This window comes from Geodermatophilus sp. URMC 64 (assembly GCF_053502555.1).
Map to the genome: position 1 here is coordinate 4,092,546 of NZ_CP199955.1, position 14,822 is coordinate 4,107,367.

A 14,822-nucleotide genomic window follows, 5' to 3' on the forward strand; every position below is an offset into this window, starting at 1 on the left:
GGTCGGCGGGTTGACCCGTCCACGGTAGTTGGCGCCCTCCGGCGGCCCGGCGGACGGCTGGCTAGCCCCAGAGCACGACGGCGACCACACCGACGGCGACGACCAGCAGCACCAGCACGGCGATGACGTACGGCGTGCGGCTGCGCCGGCGCGGCGCCACCACCGGCAGCGGCTCGGCGGGATCCAGCGGGGTGGTCGGATCGGGCGCCTCCGGCGGCCTGAGCTGCTCGGTGGGCTGGTCGGTGAGGGGCTCGCCCGGCGGCGGCACCGGGAGGCGCCGCTCGCGGGTGGGCTCGGGCTCGTCGGGGTGCTCGGGTGGCCGTGTCACGCCGGGTCCTCGGCGGCCACGTAGACGCCCGGCTCGTCGACCGCGTGCACCCACACCGGCGCCCCGGCGATCTTCACCTCGGCGGCGGAGAGGGCGCGGCGGTAGGAGCCGACGCCGTCCCAGCGGGTGAGCAGCGCCCACAGCTCGCCGTCCTCGGTCGAGCGGCCGACCTCCCCGCCGACGAAGCCCGGCCGCGCGGCCAGCGCGGCCAGCAGCGCCGACGCCGCCGCGGCGAGCTCGCCTCCCCCGCTCTCGGGCACTCGCAGGCGCGTCACCGCGAACACGGTCGTCGTCCTCTCGTAGGTCCGCTGGTCACCGAACCGAATGGCACCATGGCCGCATGGCTCGCACCACCCGACAGCGCGCTGCGGTCCGGGCGGTCTTCCAGGACCTGGAGGGCTTCCACAGCGCCCAGGAGGTGCACGCCCGGCTGCGCTCGACCGGCGACCCGGTCGGCCTGTCGACGGTCTACCGCGCGGTGCAGTCACTGGCCGACGACGGCGAGCTCGACTCCATCCGGACCGACTCCGGTGAGGCGCTCTACCGCCGCTGCAGCCCCCAGCACCACCACCACCTGGTCTGCCGCGAGTGCGGGCGGACGGTGGAGGTGGCCGGGCCGCCCGCCTTCGAGCGCTGGGCCGACACGGTCGCCGACGAGCACGGCTTCGCCGACGTCAGCCACACGCTGGAGATCTTCGGCACCTGCGTCGACTGCCGCCTCGCGCCGCCGGCGTCCGGCCCGGCGCGGGAGGAGCAGACGCGGGCGTGAACGCCGACTCCAACCCGGGCCGGCCGGGGAACGGGCAGGGCGCGTCCGCCTACCCGCCGCCCGGGCAGGCCGGTCCCCCGCTCGGGCCGACAGTGGGCGGGCCCGATGGCCCGTCGGCCTCCGGGGGCCGCAAGCGGCTGCTCCAGGTGCTGCTCGGTATCGGCGCGCTCGTGGTGGTCGGCATCGTCGTGCTCGTTGTCGTCCTCACGGGTGGGGACGGCGCCGGCGGCGACAACCCGCCAGTGACCTCCCCGCCGACGACCGCACCGTCGACAGCGGCGCCGACGGACGAGGAGACGCTGATCGCGCGGGTCCCGGGCGGCTTCGACCCGGAGAGCTGCCGCACCAACGAGCCGGCCGGCGACGGCGACCTCGCCTCGGTCGACTGCGGCGGCGCCGCGACCCAGCCCGGCCCGACCGCCTCGGTGTTCTACCTGTACCCGGACAGCGACACCCTCGACAGCGTGTTCCTCCGGGACGTGCGGGCCGAGGGGCTCGCCCAGCTCGACGACACCGACTGCCCCGACGCCCAGGGGTATCGGTTCTACAGCGGCGACGACGACCAGCGCGCCGGGCGGGTCGCCTGCCACATCGATCCGGACTCGCAGGACGCGCTGGTGGTGTGGACACAGGACGACGCCAACGCCGAGGCGATCATCATCACCCAGGGCGGCCAGGAGGGCCTGGCCACGCTGTGGAAGTGGTGGAACGACCCGGACAACAGCGACTTCCGGGTCTGAGGACGGCGGTTCCGCCCCGCGACGATCGGGGGGCGGGGCCGTCCGTCGTTCGAGGCGTGCGCCAGCTGGTGCGCAGCCAGGGCCTCGAGCCGCTGAGCGATGTCATCCGCGGTCGCGGGCCGCGGGACCCTTCCCGCGGCTGCTGGCCGGGAGTAGTTTCCGCCGGTCCCACGGGGGCGTCAGGGGGACGAGCCACAGCTCACCGAGGAGTGGGAATGATGGCGGAGAACGCGGCAGGCTCCGGGATCCCCAGCTGGTTGACTGCCTACCTCGAGGCGTGGAACAGCCACGACCCGGCGCAGGTGGTGGCGTGCGTGACCGACGACGTCGTCTTCGACGACAAGGGGCTCGGTGAACGCTTCGAGGGCACGGATGCGATGCGCGACATGCTCGTCGACATGACGGAGAGCTTCTCCAGCGACTTCCGCCTGGAAGCGGGAGACCTTCTCTTCGCCACGGGCGACATGTGGGCCGCGGAGTGGGTGATGACCGGCACGAACGACCGGGAGGACCGGACGCACGGCCTGCCGAACACCGGCCGCTCCTTCCGGATCCAGGGCCTGTCCATCGGCCGGGTCCGCGACGGCAAGGTCTCGGAGGAGCACCTCTACTGGAACATGGCCGACTACCTGCAGCAGGTCGGCCTGATGCCGGAGGCGCCGCAGCCCGCCACGGCCTGACGGCTGCCCGGAGAGCCGGCGCCCGCGTCCTGTTCCGGGGACGCGGGCGCCGCACTGTCAGGGGGCGCCGTGCGGCGGCTCGAAGGTGAACTGCCGGTTACCCATGCTGGCCCGGACCGCGTGGACGCGGCGTGCGCTCAGGCGCTCCCGAACCGACGCTGCCGTGAGGCGTACTCCTCGCACGCCGCCCACAGGTGCCGTCGGTCGAAGTCGGGCCACAGCGTGTCGAGGAAGACGAACTCGGCGTAGGCCGACTGCCAGAGCAGGAAGTTGCTGGTCCGGTTCTCCCCGGAGCTGCGCACGAAGAGGTCGACGTCGGGCATGTCCGGCTCGTCCAGGAACCGGGCCACGGTCGACTCGTCGACCTTGTCCGGGTCCAGCCGCCCGGCGGCCACCTCGCGGGCGATCGCGGCCGCGGCGTCGGCGATCTCGGCCCGCCCGCCGTAGTTCACGCACATCGTCAGGGTGAGGACGTCGTTGTCCCGGGTGAGCTCCTCGGCGATCTCGAGCTCCTTGATCACGCTGCGCCACAGCCGCGGCCGCCGCCCGGCCCAGCGCACCCGCACCCCGAGGGCGTGCATCTCGTCGCGGCGGCGGCGGATCACGTCGCGGTTGAAGCCCATGAGGAAGCGGACCTCCTCCGGGCTGCGCCGCCAGTTCTCCGTGGAGAAGGCGTAGGCGCTGATGGCCTGGATGCCGAGCTCGATCGCGCCCTCGACGCAGTCGAACAGCGAGGACTCCCCCGCTTCGTGGCCGGCGGTGCGCGGCAGGCCGCGCTGCTTGGCCCAGCGCCCGTTGCCGTCCATGACGATCGCGACGTGCCGCGGCACCTTGTCGCGCGGGATCTCCGGCGGGCGGGCTCCGGACGGGTGCGGGTTCGGGGCCTGGGCCGGTCGGGTCACGTGCGGTCCACCAGGGACAGCGAGCGCAGCCCCCGCTCCAGGTGCCACTGCAGCAGCGCGGCGACCAGGCCGCTGCCCTCCCGGCGCTGGGCGCCCTGGCTGGCCTCGGCGCGGTCCCAGTTGCCGGACAGCAGCGCCTCCATGTGCTCGATGGTGACCGGGTTGGGCATGGCTGCGCCGGTGGGCCGGCACGACGGGCACACGGTGCCGCCGGCCGGGACGGAGAAGTGCCGGTGCGGGCCCTGCTCGCCGCAGCGGGCGCAGTCGCCGAGCGCCGGTTCCCAACCGGCCACCGACATCGCCCGCAGCAGGAAGGCGTCGAGCACCAGGCCGGCCGGGTGCGCCTGCTCCTCCAGGGCCCGCAGTGCGCCGATGACCAGCAGGAACAGCCGCAGCGACGGCTCCTTCTCCTCGGCGGTGAGCCGGTCGGCGGTCTCGAGCACCGCGGTGCCGGCGGTGTAGGCGGGGTAGTCGCCGGCGATCACCTGGCCGTAGGAGCGGATCGACTCCGCCTGGTTCACGATGTCGAGGTTGCGGCCCGTGTAGAACTGCAGGTCGACGTGGCTGAACGGCTCCAGCCGGGCGCCGAACTTGCTCTTCGTGCGCCGCACGCCCTTGGCCACCGCGCGGACCTTGCCGTTCCGGCGGGTCAGCACGGTGACGATCCGGTCGGCCTCGCCCAGCTTCTGGGTGCGGAGGACGACCCCCTCGTCGCGGTACAGCGACTTCGGCGTGGTGGACATCAGTACCCGAGCCGGTTCAGCTTCTTGGGGTCGTCCTGCCACTCGCCGAGGACGGTGACGTGCAGGTCGAGGTGCACCCGGGCGCCGAGCAGTTGCTCGAGGCCGGCCCGTGCCTCGGTGCCGATCCGCTTGATCATCTCGCCGCCGCGGCCGAGCAGCATCGGCTTCTGGCTGGCCCGCTCGACGTGCAGCAGCGCGTGCACCTCGACCAGCTCGGCACCCGGCTTCTTCGGGTCCGGACGGCGGATCAGCTCCTCGACGGTCACCGCGAGCGAGTGCGGCACCTCCTCGTACACCTTCTCCAGCGCCGCCTCGCGGATCAGCTCGGCGATCTGCCGCTCGACGTCGTCGTCGGTCTGCTGCTCCTCCGGGTACATGGCCGGGCCCTCGGGCAGCAGGCCCACCAGGAGGTCCTCGAGCAGCTCGACCTGGTCGCCCTTCACCGCGCTGACCGGCACCACCTCGGCGGCGTCGACGAGTTGGCTCGCCGCCATCAGCTGCTCGGCGATCTGCTTCTTGCTCGCGGCATCGGTCTTGGTGACCACGACGACGACCGGTGCCCGGAACTCCTTGAGCTGGCGGGCGATGAACCGGTCGCCGGCGCCCACCGGCTGGTCGGCGGGGATGCAGAAGACGATCACGTCGACGTCGGCGAGGGTGTCGCGGACGACGTCGTTGAGCCGGCGGCCCAGCAGGCTGCGCGGCTTGTGCAGCCCAGGGGTGTCGACCAGCACCAGCTGTCCGCCCGGGCGGGTGACCACGCCGCGGATCGCGTGGCGGGTGGTCTGCGGCCGGTTGCTGACGATGCCCACCTTGGTGCCGACCATCGCGTTGGTCAGCGTCGTCTTGCCGGCGTTGGGGCGGCCCACCAGGCAGGCGAAGCCGCTGCGGTACGGCTGCTCCTCCGGTGCGCTCACGGCGCCCAGTCTCCCACCCCGGAGCGACACCGCCGCGCAGCGCGGTTGGGAGGATGGCGACATGGCGGGACGGGCGCAGCGGGGGCACGACGAACCACCGGCGGTGCGGGCCGCCCGGGACCGGGAACGGCACATCTCCCAGGTCACCGCGTTCGGCTTCTTCGCCCCGGGCCGGCCGAAGCGCTCGGTCACCGTCACGCCGTCGCCGCTGCGCTACTGGCAGTACGACCTGGCCCGCTGGGTCGTCGTCGTCCTGGTCGTACTCGCGGCCGCCGCGTGGCTGGCCTTCCTCGGCTGGCGGGACGGCGCCGCGGCGGTGACCGACGAGGTCCCGCTCGTGCTCGTGCTCTCGGCGCTCGTCCTGGCCTTCTCCACCGGCCGGCTGACGGTGTCGGACTTCGCGGTGTCGACCGACATCGCGGGGTTGCGCCAGTCGTCGTCGTTCGGGGTGGTGACGCTCGGCCTCGTGCGCGACGTCGTCCGCGGCGCTCCCCCGGCCGGCTGGCCGCGCGCCAAGCGCCGCGGGGGCTGGTGGCCGGGGCGCACGCGGGTCGCCGTCCGCCACCTCGGGCCGGACGGCGAGACCGACCGGGCGTTCACCGTCTGGGTGCGCGACCCCGCGGCCTTCGCCGAGGCGCTCGACCGCCCGCTCTGAGAAAGAACCCTGCTGCAGGGCCATCATCGATGCGGTGGGCATGATGCACGATCGGTACGAGGAGTGCCTGGACACCGCCAACCCGGTGGACGCCGAGCACCTGGCCTACGCGATGCGCTGCAAGGAGCCCGGCTGGGAGGAGCTGCGGCCGGTGCTGCTGCTCGCGCCCCGGCCGATCCGGGCGGCGATGCGGGCCTGGGCCCGGGATGGCGAGCGTGAGCGCGCTCAACGAGTACCTGACCCGCTACGACGCGGCCGCCGGCGCGCGGATGCGGGAGCTGGACGCGGCGATCCGCGCCGCCGCCCCCGAGCTGGAGTCGGCGGTCAAGTGGCGGGTGTTCGTCTACACCGTCGACGGCGACTGGAAGCACTGGATCGTCGGCCTCAATGCCACGAAGGACGCCGTCCACCTGCGGTTCCTCTACGGCGTACTGCTGGCCGACCCGCTGCACGTGCTCCGGCCCGGCAGCTCCTTGCTGACCAGCTGGGACGTCCCGCGCGACGGCGCCGTCGACACCGCGGCCGTCGGCGCCTACGTCACCGAGGCGGTCGGGCTGCACGACCGCTACCGGGCCGACGCCCGGGCGATCGCCGCCGAGGCCCGCGCCCGCGCGAAGCGGCCCTGACTGCGCTTCATCGCGACAAGTCGCGCGTGCTTTGTCGCGATGAAGCGCGGTCAGGCGCTGGTGCGGACGGCGCCGTCGGGTCCGGCGAGGAACACCGGGGCAGACGGCGTCAGGTCGTGGACGGCGGCCAGCCCCTCCTGCTCGATCGCGTCCGCCTCGGACACAATGGCTGCCGCCTCCAGGGCGGTCACCCCGCTGGACACCGCGGCCGCGACGGCCGCCTGCAGCGCGGAGAGCTGCAGCGACGGCAGCGCGACGCTGGCGGCGAGGTAGGTCCGGCCGTCGGTGTCGCGGACCGCCGCTCCCTCGGGCGCGCCGGTGCGGCCGCGGGCGGAGCGGGCGAGGGTGACGAGTTTGGCGTCCTCGGGGTGGAGTTCCGGCACGGGGCGTCAGCCTTCCACGCCGGCCGGCTCCTCCGCGCGGGCGGGTTCGGCCGGCTCCCCCTCCTCCGCCTCGGGCACCCGGCAGACCACCAGGGTGTCGATGCGGTTGCGCCGGCCGCCGGTGCTCTCCGCGACCAGCCGCAGCCCGGCCACCTCGGCCGCGGACCCCTCGATCGGCACTCGCCCCAGCGAGCGGGCGAGCAGTCCCCCGACGGTCTCGACGTCGTCGTCCTCGGGCACCTCGACGCCGGGGAAGAGCTCGGCGAGGTCCTGCACGGGCAGCCGGGCGGTGATCCGCATCGAGCCGTCGGGGAGCTGCTCGACCGGCGGGCGCTGGAAGGCGTCGTGCTCGTCGGCGATCTCACCGACGATCTCCTCGAGGATGTCCTCGATGGTGACCAGGCCGGCGAAGCCGCCGTACTCGTCGACCACGATCGCGATGTGGATGCGCTGCGCCTGCATGTCGCGCAGCAGCTCGTCGACCGGCTTGGACTCCGGCACGAAGGTCGGCGGCCGCATGAGCTCCTCGACCTTGGGCCCGTTGCGCTCCGGCATGTTCTGCGACCGGCGGACGAGGTCCTTGAGGTAGACCACCCCGACGACGTCGTCGACGTTCTCGCCGATGACCGGGATCCGGCTGAACCCGCTGCGCAGCGCCAGCGCCAGCGCCTGGCGGACGGTCTTGGTGCGCTCGATCCACACCACGTCGGTGCGCGGGACCATGACCTCGCGGGCGATGGTGTCGCCCAGCTCGAACACCGAGTGGATCATGTTGCGCTCGCCGGACTCCACGACGCCGCGCTCCTCGGCCATGTCGACCAGCTCGCGCAGCTCGACCTCGGTGGAGAACGGCCCGTCGCGGAAGCCGCGGCCCGGGGTGATCGCGTTGCCGACCAGGATGAGCAGCGTGGCGATGGGGCCGAGCACCCGGCCGAGCAGCTTCACCAGCCCGGCGGTGGCCAGCGCGATCCCGTAGGCGTGCTGCCGGCCCAGGGTGCGCGGCCCGACGCCGACCAGCACGTAGCTGACCACGATCATCACGCCGGCGGCGGTGAGCACGGCCCGCCAGCCGCTGCCCCACACGTCGTAGAGGACGACGGTCACCAGCACCGCGGCGAGGGTCTCGCAGACGATCCGCAGCAGCAGGAGCAGCGCGACGTGCCGGGCCCGCTCGGAGAGGACCTCCTCCAGGGAACGGGACCGCTTGACGCCCTCCCGGCGCATCTCCTCGACCCGCGCCTTGGAGACCCGTTGCAGGGCGGCGTCCATGGCGCCGAAGAGCCCGGCCAGCGGGACCAGGCAGACCGCGATCACCAGCAGGGTGATCGCACCGGTGCTCATCGGGGCCCCGTCTCCCGGGTCGCCGGCTCACCGGTCACCGGTTCGCGGGGGGCGGAGCGCCAGCCGTCGAGCAGCTTCTGCTGCAGGCCGAACATCTCCTTCTCCTCCTCGGGCTCCATGTGGTCGTACCCGAGCAGGTGCAGCACGCCGTGGGTGGCCAGCAGCAGGAGCTCGTCGTCCATCGAGTGCCCGGCGGCGCGCGCCTGGCGCACCGCGACCGTGGGGCACAGGACGACGTCGCCGAGCAGCGCCGGACCCGGTTCCGGGTCGTCGGGCCGTGCGGTGTCCAGCTCGTCCATCGGGAAGGCGAGCACGTCGGTCGGGCCCTTCTCGCCCATCCACCGCTCGTGCAGCGTGCTCATGTAGTCGGTGTCGACGCAGAGCACCGACAGCTCCGCCATCGGGTTGACCTTCATCTGGGCGAGCACGTACCGGCAGACGCCGGCAAGCTCGGCCTCGTCGACCGCGATCTCGCTCTCGTTGGCGACCTCGACGGGCACGCCGCTCAGCTCCCCTGCCGCCGCGGACGCGGGCCGCGCACCGGCGGGCCGGCCGTGGGTCGCGTCTGCTGGTTGGCCGCGTCCCACCGCTCGTAGGCGTCGACGATGTCGCCGACCAGCCGGTGACGGACGACGTCGGAGCTGGTCAGGTTCGCGAAGTGGACGTCGTCGATCCCGTCGAGGATCTCGCGGACGATCTTCAACCCGCTCTGCGCGCCGCCGGGCAGGTCGATCTGCGTGATGTCACCCGTGACGACGATCTTCGAGCCGAAGCCGAGCCGGGTGAGGAACATCTTCATCTGCTCGGCAGTGGTGTTCTGCGCCTCGTCGAGGATGACGAACGCATCGTTCAGCGTGTTGTGTGTGACGAGGAAGTCATCTGTCACGTAGAGCGAGTCCTGGGCGGCCACCTGGATGCACACGGTGTCCATCTCGCCCACAGGTTCGATGCTGTCGATGAACCGCATCGGCCGGCCACCGCCTGCTAGCTCATACGCCCGCTTCTTCCGCGAGAGCCGGAACGGTTCGATGCCCTTCGGCAGGCGGATGTCGAGGATGTAGGAGTCCTCCCAGTGCTCGACTGCGCGTCCGTTCGCGAAGCCCGGAGGACGCCCCGCGGCCTCGCGCAAGCGGCAGTAGACGACTCCGCCCAGCGACCGGACCAGGTGTGTGACGCCATCCTTGAGCCCTGGGGAAGTCGTTGTGTATTGGATTCTGCAGGTTCGCCCGGCTTGCGTCACCGGGCCACCGTCCGAATCGAGCAGCCCCTGCAGGACGGCCATGCGCACGGTTGTCGAGTTGAACAGGTAGTCATCAGGGACGAACTTGGTGGCGGACGTCGTCCCATCCAGCTCGAGCTTGCGCAAGGCCTCCGTCACCGGGTTCGCGATACGCAGGCCCCCACGTCCGCCGTCCCGGTGCTGCAGCACATAGTCGTAGCCCGCCTTGTGCTGCACCCAGATACCGTCGAGAGCCGCCTCAAGCGCCACGACCAGTTGTGGGTCCGCGGTCGCGAAGGTCGGCGTCGTAGACGTCGTGAGGCAGCCGTCACCCAAGAGCAAGCCGAGAGCGTAGGGGTCGAGCGGCACCTTCCTGGGCTCGAAGTGCACCGCCTGCACCAGAGGCAGTTCGTAGCGGCGGATCGCCCCGCGCCGCAGCTTTCCGACCATCTCCTGCGTCTCGAGCGTCCGCGTCTTTCCGCGGCGCTTGTCCTCTGGGGTAGCGACCGTCCACAGGTGCTCGCCGCAGGCGAGCGTCCAGGCGCCGTCCTGGGTTGCCACCCGGTAGACCTGCTTGACGCCCTGGGGGTAGACACCCAGGACAGGGGTCGGGGTGCCGTCGGATCCGATGACGAGGTCGCCGACCTGCAGGGTGCCGATCGGGAGAAAACCGTCCGGGGTGAGTACCTGAGCGTCGTAGGGCTGCGCGCGGCCACGCATGTAGGCCAGCGGCGCGACCTCGATGGTGCCGGCCGCCATCAGTCGCGGAATGGATTCGGGGTCGACCATGTCGTGCAGCGCGTCGTAGAGCGGCCGCAGGTACGGATCGATCTTCTCCGAGAGCGTGCCGGGCAGGTAGCCCAGCCGCTCACCGGCCTCGACCGCCGGGCGGGTCAGGATGATCCGGTTGACCTGCTTGGTCTGCAGCGCCTGCACGGCCTTGGCCATGGCCAGGTAGGTCTTGCCGGTGCCGGCCGGTCCGATGCCGAAGACGATCGTGTGCGCGTCGATCGCGTCGACGTAGCGCTTCTGGTTCAGCGTCTTGGGCCGGATCGTGCGCCCGCGGCGGCTGATGATGTCGAGCGAGAGGACGTCGGCCGGCCGCTCGGAGCCGCCGCTGCGCAGCATGCCGATGACCCGGCGGACGGAGTCCGGCCGCAGCTGCTGGCCGGTGCCGAGCAGCGCGATCAGCTCGTCGAAGACGCGGACGGCGAACGCGTTGTCGGCCGGCTGCCCGGTGACGGCGATCTCGTTGCCGCGCACGTGGACGTCGGCGTCGAGCTCGGTCTCCACCAGCCGGAGCAGCTCGTCGCCGGAGCCCAGCAGGGCGACCATGGACACGGAGTCGGGAACGGTGATCGTGGTGCGGACGGCGGCCGGCTGCTGCGGGAGTGGACCGGTGGCGGCGTCGTCCGCGGCGGCGGCCTGCGCCGAGGCCTCACGGGACGTGGGCGGACCAGCGGCGGGGGCGCCTGGGGCGGTGTCGGGCAAGAACCCTCGACCCTGCCTTCCTGAAACGGAACTACGGACCCCCGCGAGTCTACCCGCGGGGCCCGACACGAACCCCTGCTCTGACTCCTCCGGGGCAGCGCTTCCGGCAGGTCAGCGCCCCGAGTAGGTGGCCTTGCCCGGACCGTCGGCGAGGAAGGACCGCACGGCGCCGCGCAGGTCCTCGGTGGCGAACAGCGCCCCCGACAGCGAGGGCACGAGGCCGTCGGCCGCCCGGACACCCTCCCGGACCGCCGTGGTGACCAGCCCCTTCGTGGCGGCGTGGGCGACCGTGGGCCCGGCGGCGACCCGGCGGGCGTAGTCACGGGCCGCCTCGGCGAACCCCTCGTCGGGCAGCACCCGGTTGACCACGTTCCACTGCGCCATCACGGCCGCCGGGTAGCGCTCGCCGGTGAAGATGAACTCCTTCGCGCGCGCCGGCCCGGCCCGCTCCGCCAGCCGCTGCGGCCCGCCCATCGACGGCGTCAGCCCGACCACGATCTCCACGAGGCCGAACGACGCCCGCTCGGCGGCCAGGAGGATGTCGCAGGCCAGCGAGATCTCGAAGGCGGCCGTGAGGCACAGCCCGTGCGCGGCGAACACGGTGGGCACCGGCAGGTCCTCGAGGGTCTGCGCGATGCGCAGCAGCCGGGTCCACAGGGCGCTGCCCCGGGCGACGGCGTCCGGCGAGGACGCGATCGCGTCGAACTCGTGCACGTCCACCCCGCCGGAAACCACCTTGCCGCGCGCCTCGAGCAGGACGGCGCGGGCGCGGTCGGCCTGGGCGGGGTCGGTGAGCGTCACGAGCTCGGCCACCGCCGCCTCGAAGCCGGCGAACACCGCCTCGTCGAAGAGGTTCAGCGGCGGCTTGTCGAGGACGACGACGGCGACGTCACCGTCCCGCTCGATCCGGACGGGGCTCGCGGCGTCGGTCATGCCCCGATCCTGGCAGGGCCCGCCGGGGGCCGCGCGCGTCCCGGCCGACGACGGTTCCGGCACCCGGGGTTACCGCGGGTCACGCCCCGCCCGACGACCCGGCCCACGCGCCCGGGCGCGCCCCGCCGGACGGGGGTTGTGAGGCGTCTGTGAGGTGGCCAGGGTCGTCGGGTCGGCGCCAGGAAGCGGCTTCGACGACCGATCCACGAAGGGGTTGTCCCCATGAACCGTTCCCGTCTGCTCCTCGTCTTCCCCGCGACGACGGCACTCGTCTTCACCGGGTTGTCCCCCGCATGGGCGCACGGTGACTACGACCACCACGGACCCTCTGCCGAGGTCCTCAGCATCGACGACGACGTACGCGCCAACGACGACGGCGACAAGGCATGGGTGTCGTTCGACTACCGCTGCCGCGGTGAGGAGAAGGACATCGACGTCGAGGTCGACCTGAGGCAGGGCGACGCGCACCTCGAGGCGGACTTCAACGGCAAGGGTGTGCTCGACTGCGACGGCGACCGGCACACGCTGACGGTCACGGTGCGGGACCGCGGCGATGACCTGCGCAACGACGACGCCGACGTGAGAGTGCGCTTCGAGGAAGCGGACGACGGTGACCTCCTCGACGAGCTGACCGACGACGTGGACGTGTCGGGCGTGGACCGCCACGACGACAAGCGTCGGGACGACAACCGTCACCACGACGACCACGACTACCGCAGCAGCTACTAGGCCGGGAACCGTGGGAGGAACCCGCCACCGGCACTGACGAGGACGCCGGGGACCTCACCGTCCCCGGCGCCCCGTCCGTGCAGTCAGCCGGGCGGCCACTTCATGGGGCGTCCCCCCAGCACGTGCAGATGCAGGTGGTCCACCGACTGGCCGGCCTGCGGGCCGGTGTTGGTGACCACCCGGTAGCCGGGCTCGATCCCGCCGTCGCTGACCAGGCCCTCCCGCAGCGCGACCGCCTGCGCGGCCCGGGCCACCTCCGCGAGCAGCTCGGCGTCCGCGGAAGCGAGCGCGCCGAGGTTGCGGTGGTGCTCCTTGGGGATCACCAGCACGTGCGTGGGCGCCTGCGGGTTGATGTCGCGGAAGGCGAGCACGCGGTCGGTCTCGTGGACGACGTCGGCGGGGATCTCACCGGCGACCATGCGGCAGAACAGGCAGTCCGTCACCCGGCCGACCCTAGTGGCACCCCCCTCAGGCCCAGCGGGTCTTGGTGGAGAGGACGGCGAGGGCGGCGGCGCCGGCGGTGGAGGTCCGCAGCACCTCCGGCCCCAGGCGGACCGCGTGCGCGCCCGCGGCCCGGAACGCGACCACCTCGCCGTCGGTCAGGCCGCCCTCGGGCCCGACGACGACGGCGACGGTGCCCGTCCGCGGTACGTCGAGCTGGGCCAGGGGGTGGCGGGCCTGCTCGTGCAGCACCAGCGCCAGGTCGGCGTCGGCCAGCAGGCCGCACACCTGGCGGGTGCTCATCGGCTCGGTGACCTCGGGCAGCCGCGGCCGACGGGACTGCTTGGTCGCCGCCCGCGCGGCCGCGCGCCATTTGGCCAGGCCCTTGTCGACGCGGTCCTCGCGCCAGCGGGTGACGCAGCGCGACGCCGTCCACGGGACGATCCGGTCGACGCCGAGCTCGGTGGCCAGGTCGACGGCGAGCGGGCCGCGGTCACCCTTGGGCAGCGCCTGGACGAGGACCAGCTCCGGCTGCGGCGGCGGCACGTCGTAGCGCGCCTTCGCCTGCACCCGCAGCCCCTCGGGCCCGGCGGAGACGACGACGCCGTCGATCACCGCGCCGCGGCCGTCGCCGACCCGGACCGCCTCCCCCGCGTCCAGCCGCAGGACGTCGACCGCGTGCCGGCCCTCGGCGCCGTCCACCAGCAGCTCGTCCCCGTCGGGCAGGTCGTCGAGCAGGAACAGCGGGGCGCCGTCGAGCTCCGGCATCCCGGCGGCCGTCATCAGCGGCCGTTCCACGCGTCGCGGACCCGGGAGAACAGGCTCTGCTGGGAGTCCCGGGTGGTGTGCGAGGAGTCCTCGCCGCGCAGCGCGGCCAGCTCGCGGAGCAGCTTCTCCTGCTCAGGGTCGAGCTTGGTGGGGGTCGCGACCTCGACGTGCACCATCAGGTTGCCGCGGCCGGTGGCCCGCAGCCGCGGGGCGCCCTGCCCGCGCAGCGTCAGCACGCTGCCGGACTGCGTGCCGGGCTTGATGTCCAGCTCCTGCTCGCCGTCCAGTGTCTGCAGGTTCAGCGTCGTGCCGAGAGCCGCCGAGGTCATCGGCAGGGTGACCCGACAGTGCAGGTCCTCGCCGTCGCGGGTGAAGACCGGGTGCGGCCGCTCGGAGATCTCGACGTACAGGTCGCCGGCCGGGCCGCCGCCGGGGCCGATCTCGCCGTGGCCGGTCAGCCGGATGCGCATGCCGTCCTCGACGCCGGCGGGCACCTTGACCGGGATGGTGCGGCGGGCGCGGACGCGGCCGTCGCCACCGCACTGCGGGCACGGCTCGGGGATGACCTGGCCGGTGCCGGCGCAGGTCGGGCAGGTGCGCGTGGAGACCACCTGGCCGAGGAAGGAGCGCTGCACGCTCTGCACCTCGCCGCGCCCGGCACAGGTGGCGCAGGTCGTCGCGTGGGTGCCGGGGGCGGTGCCGGCGCCGGTGCAGGTACCGCACAGGACCGCCGTGTCGACGGTGATCTCCTTGGTGGTGCCGAAGACGGTCTCGTCCAGGTCCAGCTCGATCCGGATGAGCGCGTCGCCGCCGGCGCGGACGCGGCTGCGCGGGCCGCGCGACGCCGTCCCCCCGCCGAAGAAGGCGTCCATGATGTCGCCGAGGCCACCGAACCCGGCGCCGAACGGGTTGCCGCCGGCGCCCACGCCGGAGGTGTCGAACGGGTCGCCGCCGAGGTCGACGATGCGGCGCTTCTCGGGGTCGGTCAGCGCCTGGTAGGCGCGGTTGACCTCCTGGAAGCGCTCCTTGGCCTCGGGGTCGGGGTTGACGTCGGGGTGCAGGTCACGAGCCAGCCGCCGGTAGGCGCGCTTGATCTCGTTGTCCGTCGCCCCGCGGGCCAGCCCGAGGACGGCGTAGTAGTCGGTCGCCAAGTTCTC

The 14,822-nt window shown here is 73.1% G+C and carries 19 protein-coding genes; 6 read left to right on the forward strand and 13 right to left on the reverse strand.

Features of this window, described 5'->3' with window-relative positions; genetic code table 11:
- Nucleotides 1-61: 61 nt before the first annotated feature.
- Entirely contained in the window at nt 62-328 is a 267-nt protein-coding gene (locus ACWIYF_RS19910) for a hypothetical protein (RefSeq protein ID WP_448624556.1), read from the reverse strand.
- Nucleotides 325-603, reverse strand: coding sequence for an antibiotic biosynthesis monooxygenase (locus ACWIYF_RS19915; protein WP_448624557.1), 279 nt, complete (start codon nt 601-603; stop codon nt 325-327). The genes ACWIYF_RS19910 and ACWIYF_RS19915 overlap by 4 nt, the downstream gene beginning before the upstream one ends.
- Before the next feature lie 65 nt (nt 604-668).
- On the opposite strand from ACWIYF_RS19915, the gene ACWIYF_RS19920 reads away from it, so the two are divergent.
- The 3 genes from ACWIYF_RS19920 (at nt 669) to ACWIYF_RS19930 (ending at nt 2,517) form a co-directional block, all read left to right on the forward strand.
- Nucleotides 669-1,097 carry a Fur family transcriptional regulator gene (locus ACWIYF_RS19920; protein WP_448624558.1) on the forward strand — a complete coding sequence of 143 codons (429 nt, stop codon included), beginning with the start codon at nt 669-671 and terminating at the stop codon, nt 1,095-1,097.
- Complete coding sequence (locus ACWIYF_RS19925) at nt 1,094-1,837, forward strand: hypothetical protein (RefSeq protein ID WP_448624559.1); 744 nt, start codon at nt 1,094-1,096, stop codon at nt 1,835-1,837. Before ACWIYF_RS19920 ends, ACWIYF_RS19925 begins: the two co-directional genes overlap by 4 nt.
- A gap of 218 nt (nt 1,838-2,055) precedes the next feature.
- The gene (locus tag ACWIYF_RS19930; protein ID WP_448624560.1) at nt 2,056-2,517 is read left to right on the forward strand and encodes an ester cyclase; all 462 of its coding nucleotides are present in this window, start codon (nt 2,056-2,058) and stop codon (nt 2,515-2,517) included.
- Nucleotides 2,518-2,654: 137 nt separating this feature from the next.
- Here the strand turns inward: ACWIYF_RS19930 and ACWIYF_RS19935 are convergent, their stop codons facing one another.
- Genes ACWIYF_RS19935 through era form a run of 3 tightly spaced genes read right to left on the reverse strand, consistent with a single transcriptional unit; the run spans nt 2,655 to nt 5,079 of the window.
- Entirely contained in the window at nt 2,655-3,419 is a 765-nt protein-coding gene (locus ACWIYF_RS19935) for an isoprenyl transferase (protein WP_448624561.1), read from the reverse strand.
- Entirely contained in the window at nt 3,416-4,162 is a 747-nt protein-coding gene (gene recO, locus ACWIYF_RS19940) for a DNA repair protein RecO (RefSeq protein WP_448624562.1), read from the reverse strand. The genes ACWIYF_RS19935 and recO overlap by 4 nt, the downstream gene beginning before the upstream one ends.
- Nucleotides 4,162-5,079, reverse strand: a complete 918-nt coding sequence (gene era / locus ACWIYF_RS19945; RefSeq protein ID WP_448624563.1) for a GTPase Era — start codon at nt 5,077-5,079, stop codon at nt 4,162-4,164. Before era ends, recO begins: the two co-directional genes overlap by 1 nt.
- A gap of 61 nt (nt 5,080-5,140) precedes the next feature.
- Between era and ACWIYF_RS19950 the strand changes: the two genes are divergently transcribed.
- Nucleotides 5,141-5,734 carry a hypothetical protein gene (locus tag ACWIYF_RS19950; protein ID WP_448624564.1) on the forward strand — a complete coding sequence of 198 codons (594 nt, stop codon included), beginning with the start codon at nt 5,141-5,143 and terminating at the stop codon, nt 5,732-5,734.
- A gap of 215 nt (nt 5,735-5,949) precedes the next feature.
- Nucleotides 5,950-6,360: a DUF1801 domain-containing protein gene (locus tag ACWIYF_RS19955; protein WP_448624565.1), complete on the forward strand. Its 411-nt coding sequence runs from the start codon at nt 5,950-5,952 to the stop codon at nt 6,358-6,360.
- A 50-nt stretch (nt 6,361-6,410) separates the two neighbouring features.
- On the opposite strand, the gene ACWIYF_RS19960 is transcribed toward ACWIYF_RS19955, so the two are convergent.
- The 5 genes from ACWIYF_RS19960 to ACWIYF_RS19980 form a co-directional block, all read right to left on the reverse strand.
- The gene (locus ACWIYF_RS19960; protein WP_448624566.1) at nt 6,411-6,743 is read right to left on the reverse strand and encodes a cytidine deaminase; all 333 of its coding nucleotides are present in this window, start codon (nt 6,741-6,743) and stop codon (nt 6,411-6,413) included.
- 6 nt (nt 6,744-6,749) lie between these two features.
- On the reverse strand, nt 6,750-8,084 hold the full coding sequence (locus ACWIYF_RS19965; RefSeq protein ID WP_448624567.1) for a hemolysin family protein: 1,335 nt from the start codon (nt 8,082-8,084) through the stop codon (nt 6,750-6,752).
- Nucleotides 8,081-8,584 (reverse strand): rRNA maturation RNase YbeY, encoded by a 504-nt coding sequence (ybeY, locus tag ACWIYF_RS19970; RefSeq protein ID WP_448624568.1) that lies wholly within the window; start codon nt 8,582-8,584, stop codon nt 8,081-8,083. The genes ACWIYF_RS19965 and ybeY overlap by 4 nt, the downstream gene beginning before the upstream one ends.
- A 5-nt stretch (nt 8,585-8,589) precedes the next feature.
- Nucleotides 8,590-10,638, reverse strand: coding sequence for a PhoH family protein (locus ACWIYF_RS19975; RefSeq protein ID WP_448624569.1), 2,049 nt, complete (start codon nt 10,636-10,638; stop codon nt 8,590-8,592).
- 267 nt (nt 10,639-10,905) lie between these two features.
- Nucleotides 10,906-11,727 (reverse strand): enoyl-CoA hydratase/isomerase family protein, encoded by an 822-nt coding sequence (locus tag ACWIYF_RS19980; RefSeq protein WP_448624570.1) that lies wholly within the window; start codon nt 11,725-11,727, stop codon nt 10,906-10,908.
- Nucleotides 11,728-11,949: 222 nt separating this feature from the next.
- Between ACWIYF_RS19980 and ACWIYF_RS19985 the strand changes: the two genes are divergently transcribed.
- Nucleotides 11,950-12,456, forward strand: a complete 507-nt coding sequence (locus ACWIYF_RS19985; protein WP_448624571.1) for a hypothetical protein — start codon at nt 11,950-11,952, stop codon at nt 12,454-12,456.
- Nucleotides 12,457-12,539: 83 nt separating this feature from the next.
- Here ACWIYF_RS19985 and ACWIYF_RS19990 read toward each other — a convergent pair whose 3' ends face one another.
- The 3 genes from ACWIYF_RS19990 to dnaJ are packed head-to-tail and all read right to left on the reverse strand — an operon-like array spanning nt 12,540 to nt 14,816.
- Nucleotides 12,540-12,899, reverse strand: coding sequence for a histidine triad nucleotide-binding protein (locus tag ACWIYF_RS19990; protein ID WP_448624572.1), 360 nt, complete (start codon nt 12,897-12,899; stop codon nt 12,540-12,542).
- Between the two features lie 25 nt (nt 12,900-12,924).
- On the reverse strand, nt 12,925-13,695 hold the full coding sequence (locus tag ACWIYF_RS19995; RefSeq protein ID WP_448624573.1) for a 16S rRNA (uracil(1498)-N(3))-methyltransferase: 771 nt from the start codon (nt 13,693-13,695) through the stop codon (nt 12,925-12,927).
- Nucleotides 13,680-14,816 (reverse strand): molecular chaperone DnaJ, encoded by a 1,137-nt coding sequence (dnaJ, locus tag ACWIYF_RS20000; protein ID WP_448624574.1) that lies wholly within the window; start codon nt 14,814-14,816, stop codon nt 13,680-13,682. The genes ACWIYF_RS19995 and dnaJ overlap by 16 nt, the downstream gene beginning before the upstream one ends.
- Nucleotides 14,817-14,822: the final 6 nt, after the last annotated feature.

What these genes read in the sequence shown, in the direction of transcription:
- ACWIYF_RS19950 (WP_448624564.1), top strand. Translation starts at nt 5,141, where the DNA reads ATGGCGGGACGGGCGCAGCGGGGGCACGACGAACCACCGGCGGTGCGG.
- recO (WP_448624562.1), bottom strand. Translation starts at nt 4,162, where the DNA reads ATGTCCACCACGCCGAAGTCGCTGTACCGCGACGAGGGGGTCGTCCTC.
- ACWIYF_RS19930 (WP_448624560.1), top strand. Translation starts at nt 2,056, where the DNA reads ATGGCGGAGAACGCGGCAGGCTCCGGGATCCCCAGCTGGTTGACTGCC.
- ACWIYF_RS19985 (WP_448624571.1), top strand. Translation starts at nt 11,950, where the DNA reads ATGAACCGTTCCCGTCTGCTCCTCGTCTTCCCCGCGACGACGGCACTC.
- ACWIYF_RS19980 (WP_448624570.1), bottom strand. Translation starts at nt 11,727, where the DNA reads ATGACCGACGCCGCGAGCCCCGTCCGGATCGAGCGGGACGGTGACGTC.
- ACWIYF_RS19965 (WP_448624567.1), bottom strand. Translation starts at nt 8,084, where the DNA reads ATGAGCACCGGTGCGATCACCCTGCTGGTGATCGCGGTCTGCCTGGTC.
- ACWIYF_RS19920 (WP_448624558.1), top strand. Translation starts at nt 669, where the DNA reads ATGGCTCGCACCACCCGACAGCGCGCTGCGGTCCGGGCGGTCTTCCAG.
- ACWIYF_RS19975 (WP_448624569.1), bottom strand. Translation starts at nt 10,638, where the DNA reads ATGGTCGCCCTGCTGGGCTCCGGCGACGAGCTGCTCCGGCTGGTGGAG.